Here is a 13,401-nt window from a genome sequence, read left to right as displayed (position 1 = left end):
ACGCGCTCAACGAGGGACTCGTCGAACAAACCATCCGGGCCGGGAGAACTGGTATCCATACCCCAATTCTCCCAGCCACCTGGACCGGGACTCGGTCAATCCGTCGGCGTTTTAAAGTTCGCGCCCGGCACTACTGACCCACGCACCTAGTTCGAGCAGCCGCTGTTCGATTCGCCGTGCTGCATGAGACCCACTTAGTTGCTCCTGTAACCGAGCCCTTCGCGGTCGCGGGGGAATATCCGGGCGGAAAGTGCAATGAGTAGTACGTCTCACCGCGGAAATTTCCAGGAGCCTGGCTACAACTAGTGTCGGCGAATGTAGAGAAGGTTTGTGCGTTGAAATAGTCCTTTGGCGTACCCTGCCAGCTTCGGTTGTTGTCGGTCTTCCTCAAGGTTGTCCGAAGGTAGATTTCTGGCATGACGTCCGAGCAGTAGATATTCCCTTCTACGTTAATCGTGCCTGTCTTGTGAGTGGATCCGTGAGCGTAGTTTGTTTTGATCGTGCAGACAGAAACTTTCACGGCCGCCGAGGCAGGCGCTGCCATTCCCGCTGCTCCTACGACTACTCCGACCGCAGTCAAACTGCCAATCGTCGCGGCTGACAGTATGTGGCGCTTTCCCATCGTCCCCCCAGATGTTGGTTCGTTTGAGCAAATCTGTCGATCAACTATGCGCAATACCTGGACATGATCTTCTTCAGGCTATCCAGCGATGCTTTGAAAACTGGTGAGAAGGGGGTGGACCGTTCACAATGAGAAGAACAACGCCCGTACTCGTCGGCGAGAGGCTCGTATAGGCATGAAGACTGAGGAAACGGACTTGCATTCATTGGAAGTACGAATTCCAGCGGACAAATACTTTGTTCGCTTCTGGAATGTGCCAACTACTGAGAGCGAAGGCTTTCGCTCGCAAGTTGTTTGTATTACAGAAGTGGAGAATGTTGATGAGGTTCTTGAGTGGGCGAAAGCAAAACGTAATGGAAGGACATTTGAGCTGTTTGCCGAAGGACCAAACCACGTTGTTTACACCGCCCGCGGAGTGCAAACACTAAGAAGTGCAGTTCGCTTGTTCGGGAAAGACCCTACCGAAGGGGTGAGTGTCACAGTCCGCTCACACTTGGGCGGATAGTCAAGTGTGACTGGGCTGGTCCGACGAAGGTGTCTCGTCTCCCGTCGCCCACAAACGCGCTTTCGGCATTTCTTCTCTTGATCGACAAGTGTTGTCGGGAAGCTAGGATGTGGGCAGGCAAGCTGCTTTCCTTGAGCATCTCAAGTGTTGTGCGTCGCGTGGGATGACGTTGCGTAGCCGCGCTGCCTGACTAATTCATGCTGGCCGTCGGTCAGGCCGCAGCGTCAGGCAGTCAAGGTGAGTGGTTCGTCGTCGTGCACTGTGAAGTTCGGGTTGTGCACGAAGTCCCAGCGGAAGTCGTCGGGGTCGGAATTTTCAAGTCAAGCGGTACCAAGGTGAGGTAGGTGGCGATTAGGCCTCTGATGTTTCGGGCCCCTCGGCACTCCGGGTTCGCTGGCGTGCACGTGGACGCCGACGATGAACCTCAGGACTTCTGCCCTGAGGGCAGCTTGAATCCTGAAACGCGGTCTTCTTCGGAGATCAGCGTCATTCCGTGCTCGGTGTTGTCGATGTCCTTTACTGCCCCGACGGTGTAGCCCTTGGCCTTCTTGCCGGTTGATGTGCACGAAGACAGGAGCAGACTACCGTTGGCGCGGGCGAGGGAATCCTCGCCCTGCTCAACGGGGAGTGCATAGGTTCCCGTGCTCGTGCAGAGGAATGTTTCACCGGTCGATGCTTTCCGGGCTTTGCCGGTGGTGGCATCGACCACCAGATTCCCGCCGGGCTTTCCGGTCAGCACATACTCTCCTCGGCCTGCGACACTTTGCAGCAGCTGTCCGCCCCTGGTGACTTTTACGGTTTTGGTTTTCCACATGGTTTTGCCAGTTGTGGGGTCGTACCCCACCAGCCGGGCCTTGGCGTGGTGGAATCTGCCCTTGCTGGGAACCTTGTAGGTTCCAGAAAGATATTCACAACGCACAGGAAAGCTCTTGCCGCCGTGCAGTACCGTCGATGACATTTCCAGGCCAGAGGTGCACCACGGATCAGATCCCTCGGCCTTCCACAAAACCTTGCCGGTCGTTGCGTCGATTCCCGCCAGGACATCGTGTGTCAGGTCGACAGTGTAGGACTCGAGTTTGTCGAATTCCTCGTCGCTGAGTTCGGGACGGGGGCTGATGCCAACAGCGCCGATGAAGAGGTCCTTCTTCTTGAAGTAATCGAACGCCCAGCCCCAAGAAGCAGACGCGCCCTTTCCAAAGACGGACTCCGTGGATTTCTTCCACATCACCTTGTCCTTGTCGACCCGGGCGATGCGTTCCGGCGTTGACCACACTGTATTGAGCCCCCCGCCACCGATGGGCTGAAATTCCCGACCGAGTGGTCCTGCGTCATGGCCGTACTTGATATGACGAGTGACCAGGTCTACATGAACCAGTTCGCTGTCGCCGTCGACGGGGCTCCAACGCTGGTAGCAAAGGTCCGTTCCGTCATTGCAAGCGCCGGGGCGATTGTTGGCCACTTCCGATGATTTACCGCGAAAAATCTCCTTGCCGGTCTTCAAATCCACCGCGACCGGAACCGTCCAGTCGTACGTTCCGAGGTCTTGGTCCGGGATCTTCCCATGTTGCAGGAAGATGGCTCGGGCGCGCCCCTTCGCATCTTCCGTGATGCTCGGGGAGGTGTAGATGCCGTGTGCGACATGTCCCGGGTGGTAGTCCTTGCGCCAGAGCTCTTTGCCGCTCTTGACGTCCAGGGCCACCAGTTCCATGAGCTGTCCCTCGCCGGTGATAACCAGTGCGACACCGTCCTGCAGCAAGGGTTGGCCGATGGGGTCGAGCTTCTTGGTCCAGACCGGCTTGATCTTCTCGGTGCTGCGTGGGGCGATGGATTCTGCCTGGGTGGTTTTCGATTTCTGGACGCCCGAGGAGGTGGATGCCTCCGGTGGTTCGGGAGCCGCCGTGCAGGCTGTGGTGAGGGCCAGCGGAAGAAGTGCGAGCGAGACGAGGCCAGTGGCTATGCGTTTTCCCATGTCTTGACGCTAACGAGGCGCCGATGGCCACCACAGGGATCCGATGGAATGTGGATAAGTTCCCTGCTGGGACGACGTGCCCGGTCAGGCTCCTGTTTTGGGCTCCCGGGACCAAAGTGTCGTACAAGCTTTCTAGTCTGATCTTGCTTAGAACATAGATTCGAATAGAATGGAGTGGTCGTCATGCCCCTGCGGATCCGCGGCCCCGTCCGTCACATAGTGCCCCGTGACCCACGTTGTTTTCCGGGGCGGTTTGGAGGTATCAGATGGGGCTTTTCACCCAATCAGTCGACGTGGAATGCAGCACAGCAGGCCTGCCGCTGCGCCTGCGCTGGCAGGGACGTGAATACCGTATTGCAGCGGACCCTGTCCGCTGGTTCGAACGCCGAAAATGGTGGGCCGAGGAAATCCGTGCCGAACGCGGTCGCGGGCCGGGACTCGTGGATCACGAAATCTGGAGGCTCCAGGTCAGGCTGGCCGGCCGGGGGCCCCTGCTCACCTTCGATGTCTCCCGGGATGTGGAGAATGGCCGCTGGCGGCTCATCCGCATCCACGACGCCTTGCTGGAGAGCGCGTGAGCTTCACCCATCTGAACGTGGCTTCCGCGTTCAGTGCACATTACGGGGTCTCCTGGCCGCAGGACCTGGCCCGCCGGGCCGCAGCCGATGGGGCCGATGCCCTGGCCGCCACCGAACGCGATGGGCTGTACGGCGCCGTCAAGCATCTCAAGGCCTGCCGGGAAACGGGGCTGGACCCCATCCTCGGAGTGAATCTGGCAGTGCTGGGCCCAGAGGCCACTACCCCACGACACCCCACGCCCGCTTCGCGGGGCCGTCCCCGCCTCCAGACACAGGGGCGGATCATCGTGCTGGCCCGGGGGAATTGCGGCGGGGCCGGGTACCGGGCCCTCTGCCGGCTGGTGTCCCTGGCCCATGAGGGGACCTCGGCGCAACGCGGAGCCACAGGGGGAAAACCCCTCGGTGTCACCCGGGCCGAGCTGGCGGCCTGTGCCACCGATCCGGAGGAAGGCACGGTGCTCACCGTTCTGCTGGGACCGGATTCCGACGTCGGCCAGGCTGCCCTGCGGCGGGAGGTGTCCCGGGCCCGATCTGCCCTGGCCGCCTGGCTGGCCGCGCTGGGCAGGGAATCGGTGCGGGTGGAGCTGGTCGTACATCTGAACACGCCCGGTGAACGACTGAGCAGCGCCCATGCCATCCGCATGCTCCGGGCCGCCCAATCACTGGGCGTGCAGTCCGTCCTCACCAACGCGGTGCGCTACGCCGATCCCGATGGTGCGGCCACGGCCGACGTGCTCGACTCCGCTCGGGCGTTGAGCTCGCTGGAAACCCTGACCGATCTGCAACCCAACGGCCAGGGGTGGCTCAAAAGCCCGGGACACATGCAGTCGCTGGCCCGGGAGATCGCGCGGGAAGCGAGGGAGGCGACACTGGCAGCCGAGTTGCTGCGTGCCACCGAAACGTTGGCCGATTGGGCGCGCATGGACCCAGCGGACGACGCCGGATGGGGGATTCCCGTCGTGCCGGAAGCCAGCGTCATCGGCATCACCGGGCGTCCAGATGACGAACTCGCGGCACGGTGCGACGCAGGTATCACCCGGCTGCTGCCCCGGGAAGCCGGGTCCCGGGAACTGAGGGACCGGTTGGCCCTGGAACTGGGGACCATCACCGATCTGGGGTTCAGCACCTATTTCCTCACCGTCGCCGAGGTCAGCGCGATGATCACCGACCTGGGGGTACGCAATGCCGCCCGGGGATCCGGGGCCTCCTCGCTGGTGAACTTCCTGCTGGGCATCAGCCAGGTGAACCCGTTGGCCCACGATCTGCTCTTCGAACGGTTCCTCTCCCGGGACCGGACCACCCTGCCCGATATCGACATCGACGTCGAGTCCGCCGAACGGCATCGGGTCTACGAGCACATCTTCGAACGGTTCGGTTCCGAACGGGTCACCTTGATGAGCATGCAGAACGGCTACCGTGCCCGCGGCGCCGTGCGTGATGCCGGGCAGGCCCTCGGCATGGAGGACGGCGAACTGGATGTGATCGCCAAGCAGCTGTGGCGCTTCTCGGCCAGCAACTTCCGCGAGGCGTTGGAGGAGAAACCCGAGCTGCGCCCCTTCGCCGAAAGGATGGGGGCCGAACGGCAACTGGACCTGCTGGTGGATCTGACCGAACGCCTGGATCGGCTGCCCCGGCACATCTCCATGCATCCGTGTGGTGTCATCCTCGGGGACAACACCTTGCTGGACCGCACCCCGGTCCAACCCAGCGGGCTCGGCCTGCCCATGAGCCAGTTCGACAAGCACGACATGGACCCCATGGGCATGCTCAAGCTCGATGTCCTGGGGGTGCGCATGCAATCGGCGATGGCCTATGCCGTCTCCGAGGTCGTCAGGATCCATGGCGACGCCGAATCCGTGGCCACCGCAGGAGCCCACCCCCGGGGCCCCGGGGGGACGTTGCCCGGCTACCTCGAGGCGGACGGGACGATTGCCCTGGATCGCGTGCCGCTGGATGACGAACCAACCTACGAGCTCATCCGCACCACCGATACGCTGGGGTGTTTCCAGATCGAGTCACCGGGCCAGCGCGAACTGATCGGCAAGCTCGCCCCCCGCGAGTTCAACGACCTGATCATCGACATCTCGCTCTTCCGGCCGGGCCCGATGCAGTCGAACATGGTCAAGCCCTACCTGGAGAACCGGCACGGATTCGCCCCGGAAACCTATCCACACCCGGATCTGAAACCGGCGTTGGCGGAAACCCACGGGGTCACGGTCTTCCACGAACAAGTGCTGCGCATCTTCGATGTCATGACCGGCTGCGGGCTGGCCAAGGCCGATGTCTACCGCCGGCTGCTCGGCAACGAACAGGCCGAGCCCCGGGTCGAGGAACTTTACCGGGCCCGCGCCCTGGAACGTGGCTACCCGTTGGTGGTGATCGACGAGGTCTGGCAGACCCTGAAGGCCTTTGGCTCCTTCGGTTTCTGCAAGGCCCACGGCGCAGCCTTCGCGGTCCCCACCTACCAGTCGGCCTGGCTGAAGGCCCACCACCCGGAGGCCTTCCTCGCCGGTATCTGGGAGCACGATCCCGGCATGTACCCCAAACGCCTCCTCGTCGCCGAGGCACGGCGGATGGGCATCCCGATCCTGCCCCTGGACATCAACCGCTCCGATGCCTCCTACCGGGTCGAGAAGATCCAGGGGCTGCTGCCGCCGGCCACCGTTCCGCCGGTCTACCGTGCCCCGGGGACGACACGGGCAGGACGGTTGGGCATCCGGCTGAGCCTGAGCGGCATCCACGGCGTCTCGGGCACGGAGGTCAAGCGGGTTGTTGCCGGCCAGCCCTATGATTCGCTGGCCGATGTGCGGGACCGCTCGGGTTTGAGCCGGTCCTCGTTGCGCACGTTCGCGGCGCTGGGGGCGTTCGATTCCCTCCAACAGGCAGCCGGCCGGGGAAACCGTGCCGATCTGATGCTCCACCTCGCCGGGCGGCCGGCCAAGGCCCTGCCGCAACGCCACCGCCCGATCACCGGGCAGCTCCCGCTGCCCCTGGGGGATGTGGAACTGGGCGGCCTGGCGGTGGGCGCTGCAGCCCCCGGCTTGGAGGAGACCATCCGCACCGAACTGGACCTCATGGCAGTGGATGTCAGCGGCCACCTCATGTCCTCCCATGCACCACTGCTCGCGAAATTGGGGACGACGCCGGCGAAGGACCTGTTGGGGCTGCGCAACGGAACCGAGGTCCTGGTCGCCGGGGTCCGGGTGGCCACCCAGACGCCCCCGATGCGCGGTGGACGCCGGGTGGTGTTCATTTCCCTGGACGATGGCACCGGCTGCGTGGACTGCACCTTCTTCCACGAGGCCCAGCAGAACTCGGGCCCCCTGCTCTTCGCGACCCGCCTGCTGCTGGTCCACGGCCTCACCCGGCGCACCGGGCCACGCGGGATCAGCCTGCAGGCGTTGCAGGCCTGGGACCTGGCCGATCAGGGCTCGCTTCCGGGCCCCGGACACTTGTCCAACCCCGCCCGGGTGAAGGAGACCTTCACCGGGGTGCGGGGCAAACCCACCCGGCACGACGGCGGTGTGCAGCCGCTGGCACGCAGGATGGAAGCAGAGGACCTGGACCACCGGGGCCCCGACGGCATCCCGGACAACTGGCCGGAATTCGACGTCGGCTAAGGCCGGGCAGCTGCCCGACACATAGGCTGGTGCAGAACAGGGCCAACGGCCGGCAACCGAGGGGAATCAACATATGACCAGTCCGGAACTCAGCGCCTGGCCGGCCACCGATCGCCGCTACCGCAGGTCGGAAGACACGGCGTTCCTCGGCCGTGGTGCCGCCGTCTGGGAACGCACAACGGCGCAGGTCCTGCGCTGGCGGGTCAAGACGGCCAGCGGTTTCACGGTGGACTCGACGGAACCGGTGTCCGTGGGAGAGCGGTTGGACATCAGGGTCCACCTGCTGGGCCGGGTGATCATCGAACCGGTGGAGGTGACCTCGGTGGTCGCGGAAGCCGACCGGGTCGGCTTCGCCTACACGACCAGGCCCGGCCACCCCGTGGAGGGCGAGGAGGCATTCATCGTGCATCGGCAGGACGACACGGTGCATCTCACGGTCCGCTCGCTCACCCGCGCGGCCGCCGAGCAACCCTGGCGGGCCCTCTTCCCCTTCTTGCTCGTGGCACAGCGCGTCGTTCGACGGCGCTACCTGCGCGCCCTGCGCTGATCAACGGCTCCAGCGCGCCGGGCCAGATTGGAACGGGTGCGAACCCGTCGGTTAAGCTGGTTCCTGGCTGGCTGTGGTCACCGTATGCCACAAGTCATGAAGCCCCCAACGAACCAGGAGACCCACGTGTCAGAGCAGATCACCCTCAGCGTCGACGGAGCACAGCGAGAGGTGGCTGCAGGCACTACCGGCGCCGAGCTGTACTTCGATGACCGTGACGTCGTCGTCATGCAGGTCGACGGGGTCCTGCGCGACCTGTCGCGCGAGCTCGAGGCCGGCACCGTCCTCGAACGGGTGACCATCGATTCCCCCGCCGGCCTGGAAGTCCTGCGCCACTCCACGGCCCACGTGATGGCCCAGGCCGTGCAGCAACTGCGCCCCGACGCCAAGCTCGGCATCGGCCCCTACATCACCGACGGCTTCTACTTCGACTTCGACGTCGACGAGCCCTTCACGCCCGAGGACCTCAAGACCCTCGAGAAGATGATGCTCAAGATCGTCAACCAGAACCAGAAATTCGCCCGCCGTGTCGTCAGCGAGGACGAAGCCCGCCAGGCGATGGCCAACGAGCCCTACAAGCTCGAGCTGCTGGGCAAGTCCGGCGACGCCGACGAGGTCGGCGAGGGCGCCAACATCGAGGTCGGCGCCGGCGAAATCACCATCTACGACAACGTCGACCGCAAGAGCGGGGACGTCATCTGGTGCGATCTCTGCCGCGGCCCGCACCTGCCCAACACCAAGCTGATCTCCAACGCCTTCGCCCTGACGCGCACGGCGGCGGCGTACTGGCTGGGCAACGAGAAGAACAAGCAGCTCCAGCGCATCTACGGCACCGCCTGGCCGACGAAGGCCGACCTGAAGGCCTACCAGGAGCGGCTGGCCGAGGCCGAGCGCCGCGACCACCGCAAGCTGGGCGCGGAACTTGACCTGTTCTCCTTCCCCGACGAGCTCGGGTCCGGCCTGCCGGTCTTCCACCCCAAGGGCGGCATCATCCGCCGGGCCATGGAGGACTACTCGCGCCAGCGCCACGAGGAAGCCGGGTACGAATTCGTCTACACCCCGCACATCACCAAGGGCCACCTCTATGAGGTCTCCGGCCACCTGGACTGGTACCGCGACGGCATGTTCCCCCCGATGCACGTCGACGAGGAACTCAACGAGGACGGATCGGTGCGCAAGCCCGGCCAGGACTACTACCTGAAGCCGATGAACTGCCCGATGCACACGCTGATCTACAGGTCCCGTGGGCGCTCCTATCGCGAGCTTCCGTTGCGGATGTTCGAGTTCGGATCGGTCTACCGCTACGAGAAGTCCGGCGTCGTGCACGGTTTGACCCGTGTGCGCGGCATGACCCAGGACGATGCGCACATCTTCTGTGCCCGCGACCAGATGAAGGACGAACTCACCACCACGCTGAACTTCGTCCTCTCGCTGCTCAAGGACTACGGCCTGGACGACTTCTACCTGGAGCTCTCGACCAAGGACCCCGAGAAGTACGTCGGCAGCGACGAGATCTGGGAGGAAGCCACCCGGACCCTCGAGGAGGTCGCCACCGCATCGGGTCTCGAACTCGTCCCGGATCCGGGCGGAGCCGCGTTCTATGGTCCGAAGATCTCCGTCCAGGCCCGCGATGCCATCGGCCGCACCTGGCAGATGTCCACCATCCAGCTCGACTTCAACACGCCGGAGCGCTTCGAAGTCGAGTACCAGGCCGCCGACGGCACCCGCCAACGCCCGGTCATGATCCACCGTGCGCTCTTCGGGTCCGTGGAGCGCTTCATGGGCGTGCTGATCGAGCACTACGCCGGCGCGTTCCCTGCCTGGCTGTCACCGGTCCAGGTGCTCGGGGTTCCCGTGGCCGAGACGTTCAACGACTACATCCAGGACATCGTGGCCCAGCTAAAGGCCCGCGGCATCCGAGCCGAGGCCGATCTGGGCACCGAACGCTTCCCGAAGAAGATCCGCAACGCCTCCAAGGACAAGGTCCCCTTCGTGCTCATCGCCGGCGGTGAGGACGCCGAAGCCGGGGCCGTCTCCTTCAGGTTCCGCGACGGCAGCCAGGACAACGGGGTGCCGGTGGCCGAGGCCATCGAGCGCATCGTCGCCGCCGTGAAGAACCGGGAGGCGTAGCACATGGGGACCCCGGAACACGACGAGGACATCACCGACGACTTCGAACTGGCCGGGGTCCCGGACTCCTTCCAACGGCTCTGGACGCCGTACCGCATGGCCTACATCAAGCGCGGCCAAGGCCAGGTCACCAACGAGGACGACTGCCCGTTCTGCGCGGGCCCGCAGCGCAGCGACGAGGAAGCGCTCATCGTGCACCGCGGCAAGACAGCCTTCGTGGTGCTCAACCTCTTCCCGTACAACTCCGGGCACCTGCTGGTGTGCCCGTACCGGCACGTGCCCGACTACACGGACATCACCGTGGAGGAGACCGCCGAGATGGGGGCGCTCGCCCAGCAGGCCATGCGCGTGCTGCGGGCGGTGGCCAAGCCGACCGGCTTCAACCTGGGCATGAACCAGGGCGTTTCCGGCGGCGCGGGGATCGCGGCGCACCTGCACCAGCATGTGGTCCCGCGGTGGAGTGGGGACGGGAACTTCTTCCCGATCATCGCCCAGACCAAGGCGATTCCTGCAGTGCTCGGCGACGTGCGCCAGGAGATTGCCGACGCCTGGCCTCATCACTGACGCGTTCCATGCGCAGGCCGTCTTCCCCGCGCGTCACGGTGGGCGGTGATGGGCGGCACAGAGGCTTAGGATGGAACGTACTTTCCCACCGTTTTGAAAGGACCCGACGTGTCCAGCACTGAAAACACCCCCGCGCAGCCTTCCACCACAGGCAGCTCCCGGGTGAAGCGCGGCATGGCCGAGATGCTCAAGGGAGGCGTCATCATGGACGTCGTCACCGCCGAGCAGGCCCGCATCGCCGAGGATTCCGGCGCCGTGGCCGTGATGGCCCTCGAGCGGGTTCCGGCCGATATCCGCGCCCAGGGCGGCGTTTCGCGCATGTCCGACCCAGACATGATCGACAGCATCGTCGAAACCGTCTCCATCCCCGTCATGGCCAAGGCCCGCATCGGACACTTCGTCGAGGCGCAGGTCCTGCAGTCCCTCGGCGTCGACTACATCGACGAGTCCGAGGTCCTGACCCCCGCCGACTACGTGAACCACATCGACAAGTGGGACTTCACCGTCCCCTTCGTCTGTGGAGCCACGAACCTCGGAGAGGCATTGCGCCGGATCAACGAGGGCGCGGCCATGATCCGCTCCAAGGGCGAGGCCGGCACCGGTGACGTCTCCAACGCCACGGGCCACATGCGCAAGATCCGTTCCGAGATCGCCCGCCTGTCCTCCCTGCCCGAGGACGAGCTGTACGTGGCCGCCAAGGAACTCCAGGCCCCCTACGAGCTCGTCCGCGAAATCGCCCAGACCGGCAAGCTGCCGGTCGTGCTGTTCACCGCCGGCGGCATCGCCACCCCGGCTGATGCAGCGATGATGATGCAGCTCGGCGCAGACGGCGTGTTCGTCGGCTCCGGCATCTTCAAGTCCGGCAACCCGGCAGAGCGTGCCGCCGCCATCGTGAAGGCCACGACCTTCCACGATGATCCGTCGGTCATCGCCCAGGTCTCCCGCGGACTGGGTGAGGCCATGGTCGGCATCAACGTCGAGGAGCTCCCCGAGCCGCACCGGCTCGCCGAGCGCGGCTGGTAGACGCCCGGCAGCACCACGAGGATGGCGGTTCCCCCGGGGGGCCGCCATCCGGCGTTAAAGCAGCAGTTCGGCCGGTGCCGATGGTATTACTGGCTCTTCCCAGATGAGGGTGTAGGTCGGCCGGGCGCGTCGGTCCGCAGATAGACGTCGAGGTCTCCCGACGATGGAGGTTCCTACGCCATCCATCCGAAAGACCTCGACGTGACCGACGCTACCCCGCCGGCCGGCTTCGGCCGCCCTGACCTGACCGCCTTCGCGTCTCATCCCCATCGACCCTGATCGGGTCTGCTGATCCTCTCGACGAGAACGCAGCGACATCATAGCCACCCAACCCCGACCGTCCGGGAAGCCGGGGCACGTCGCATGGCCTGTGCTGCGGGCGTGTCGAGTGGGGCGTCCAGGGGCGACGCAGGAGCGTCGACGCGACGTGCTGAGAGGTGGTTCTAAGGCATGGCGATAGGTCAGGAACGGCGTCGCTCCCTGCGCAGGAGGGAGCGCAGAGTCTCGGCGTTCGCGTAGCCGACCCGTAGCGCGATCTCGGCGGAGGTGAGGTCCGTGGTTGCTGAGAGGTGCCGAGCTCGTTCGATGCGAAGCCGTTGGACGAAGCCGAGCGGAGTGAGGTTGAGCGCCGCACGGACTCGTCGTTCGAGGGTGCGCCGGCTGGTGCCGAGCGACTGCGCGACGAAGGCGACGTTGAACGGTTCGTCCAGGCGGGCGCGCACGAAGCGTTCGAACTCGACGACGATCGGGTCCTCGTGCCGGAGATGTTCGTAGGCGACGAAGGCCGCCTGCGACGGACGCTCGTCGATGATGAGGAGCTTGGCGACATGTTGGGCCAGGTCGGGGCTGATCGATCGCACGAGTGAGAGCGCGAGGTCGATGTGGGCGAAGGCGGCGCCGGCGGTGACGAGGTTCCCGTCGACCACGACCATGGTGTCGAGATCGAGGGCGACGGTCGGATAGCGCTTCAGGAACTCCGGCCCCAGGAACCAGCTGGTCGTCGCCCGCCGATGATGCATCCGTCCGGTCTCGGCGACGGCGAACACGCCGGTGCACGCCGCGGCGATCCGGGTGGTCGCCTCGTCGAGGCGCCCGAGCGAGGCGATGACCGAACGAGCATCTCGGCTCTGGAGGGCGTCGTTGGTAGCGGCGGCCGTAAGGGTTCCAAGCGCAGGGACGACGACCACGTCGAACTCTCCGGACTCCGACAGCGGGTGGTCCACCGACAGGGTCATCGATGCCGTCGTGGTCACTCGCCGTTTCGGTCCGAGGATGGCGAGTTCGATCGGATCGATCCGCGGGTCGACATCGCCGCGGGCTCCGTCGGCCACCCGCACGATGTCGATGATCGACGCGATAGCCGAACCGAAGCAGCCGTCGATCGCGATCAGTCCGATACGCATGACGTAAACAATAGCAATACTGCCGTATACGCCACTTCTCACATGCCCTTGCTCGTCATACACTGAACTCGCTTCACCAAGAAACCTCGACACCTAGGAGAACCCCTCATGTCAACACCCGCATCACTTCCGTATGCCTTCGTCGCCAAGATCGTCGCGGCCGATGGACAGCACGACGCGCTCGCCGATCTGCTCGCCGGCGCTGTCGCGCTCGCCAACGAAGAAGTAGGAACGATTGTCTGGTTCGCGGTCAGGACCCACGCCGACACCTTCTGGATCTTCGATGCATTCCCCGACGAGGCCGCTCGCGACGCCCACGCCAACGGCGCCATCGTCGCAGCCCTGATGGCCAACCAGCACCTCCTCGGCGCAGCACCCGAGATCCTGGCGGCCGACGTCCTCGCGTCCAAGCTCCCGTAGTCCGCCAACGCACGAGACGA

10 protein-coding genes are annotated in these 13,401 nt (G+C 64.8%); 8 read left to right on the top strand and 2 right to left on the bottom strand.

Going from position 1 to position 13,401, the window contains the following annotated elements; genetic code table 11:
* Positions 1 to 797 precede the first annotated feature (797 nt).
* Positions 798 to 1,127, top strand: a complete 330-nt coding sequence (locus ACN0TP_RS15710; protein WP_417220460.1) for a hypothetical protein — start codon at positions 798 to 800, stop codon at positions 1,125 to 1,127.
* 424 nt (positions 1,128 to 1,551) lie between these two features.
* Here ACN0TP_RS15710 and ACN0TP_RS15705 read toward each other — a convergent pair whose 3' ends face one another.
* Entirely contained in the window at positions 1,552 to 3,096 is a 1,545-nt protein-coding gene (locus tag ACN0TP_RS15705) for a PQQ-binding-like beta-propeller repeat protein (protein WP_417220458.1), read from the bottom strand.
* 266 nt (positions 3,097 to 3,362) lie between these two features.
* Between ACN0TP_RS15705 and ACN0TP_RS15700 the strand changes: the two genes are divergently transcribed.
* The 6 genes from ACN0TP_RS15700 (at position 3,363) to pdxS (ending at position 11,558) form a co-directional block, all read left to right on the top strand.
* Entirely contained in the window at positions 3,363 to 3,674 is a 312-nt protein-coding gene (locus ACN0TP_RS15700) for a DUF6504 family protein (protein WP_417220456.1), read from the top strand.
* Entirely contained in the window at positions 3,671 to 7,294 is a 3,624-nt protein-coding gene (locus ACN0TP_RS15695; protein ID WP_417220454.1) for a DNA polymerase III subunit alpha, read from the top strand. The genes ACN0TP_RS15700 and ACN0TP_RS15695 overlap by 4 nt, the downstream gene beginning before the upstream one ends.
* A gap of 73 nt (positions 7,295 to 7,367) precedes the next feature.
* A complete protein-coding gene (locus ACN0TP_RS15690; protein WP_417220452.1) occupies positions 7,368 to 7,841 on the top strand; it encodes a DUF1990 family protein in 474 nt (157 codons plus the stop codon).
* Between the two features lie 96 nt (positions 7,842 to 7,937).
* A complete protein-coding gene (gene thrS, locus ACN0TP_RS15685) occupies positions 7,938 to 9,971 on the top strand; it encodes a threonine--tRNA ligase (protein WP_417220450.1) in 2,034 nt (677 codons plus the stop codon).
* Between the two features lie 3 nt (positions 9,972 to 9,974).
* On the top strand, positions 9,975 to 10,535 hold the full coding sequence (locus ACN0TP_RS15680; RefSeq protein ID WP_417220448.1) for an HIT family protein: 561 nt from the start codon (positions 9,975 to 9,977) through the stop codon (positions 10,533 to 10,535).
* A 93-nt stretch (positions 10,536 to 10,628) separates the two neighbouring features.
* Positions 10,629 to 11,558 (top strand): pyridoxal 5'-phosphate synthase lyase subunit PdxS, encoded by a 930-nt coding sequence (gene pdxS, locus ACN0TP_RS15675; protein WP_417220447.1) that lies wholly within the window; start codon positions 10,629 to 10,631, stop codon positions 11,556 to 11,558.
* 461 nt (positions 11,559 to 12,019) lie between these two features.
* On the opposite strand, the gene ACN0TP_RS15670 is transcribed toward pdxS, so the two are convergent.
* Entirely contained in the window at positions 12,020 to 12,961 is a 942-nt protein-coding gene (locus tag ACN0TP_RS15670; protein WP_096222961.1) for a GlxA family transcriptional regulator, read from the bottom strand.
* Between the two features lie 108 nt (positions 12,962 to 13,069).
* Here ACN0TP_RS15670 and ACN0TP_RS15665 point away from each other — a divergent pair, with 108 nt between their 5' ends.
* Positions 13,070 to 13,381: a putative quinol monooxygenase gene (locus ACN0TP_RS15665; protein WP_003941073.1), complete on the top strand. Its 312-nt coding sequence runs from the start codon at positions 13,070 to 13,072 to the stop codon at positions 13,379 to 13,381.
* Positions 13,382 to 13,401: the final 20 nt, after the last annotated feature.

The sequence above is a fragment of the Arthrobacter sp. genome, from assembly GCF_048266065.1.
Taxonomy (GTDB): Bacteria; Actinomycetota; Actinomycetes; order Actinomycetales; family Micrococcaceae; genus Arthrobacter_H.
The sequence above is the reverse complement of the archived record's forward strand: the minus strand, read 5'-3'. Positions and strand labels throughout refer to the sequence as shown.

Coding starts and splice junctions, on each gene's coding strand:
- ACN0TP_RS15710 (WP_417220460.1), top strand. CDS start 798: ATGAAGACTGAGGAAACGGACTTGCATTCATTGGAAGTACGAATTCCA.
- ACN0TP_RS15705 (WP_417220458.1), bottom strand. CDS start 3,096: ATGGGAAAACGCATAGCCACTGGCCTCGTCTCGCTCGCACTTCTTCCG.
- ACN0TP_RS15700 (WP_417220456.1), top strand. CDS start 3,363: ATGGGGCTTTTCACCCAATCAGTCGACGTGGAATGCAGCACAGCAGGC.
- ACN0TP_RS15690 (WP_417220452.1), top strand. CDS start 7,368: ATGACCAGTCCGGAACTCAGCGCCTGGCCGGCCACCGATCGCCGCTAC.
- thrS (WP_417220450.1), top strand. CDS start 7,938: ATGAAGCCCCCAACGAACCAGGAGACCCACGTGTCAGAGCAGATCACC.
- ACN0TP_RS15680 (WP_417220448.1), top strand. CDS start 9,975: ATGGGGACCCCGGAACACGACGAGGACATCACCGACGACTTCGAACTG.
- ACN0TP_RS15670 (WP_096222961.1), bottom strand. CDS start 12,961: ATGCGTATCGGACTGATCGCGATCGACGGCTGCTTCGGTTCGGCTATC.
- ACN0TP_RS15665 (WP_003941073.1), top strand. CDS start 13,070: ATGTCAACACCCGCATCACTTCCGTATGCCTTCGTCGCCAAGATCGTC.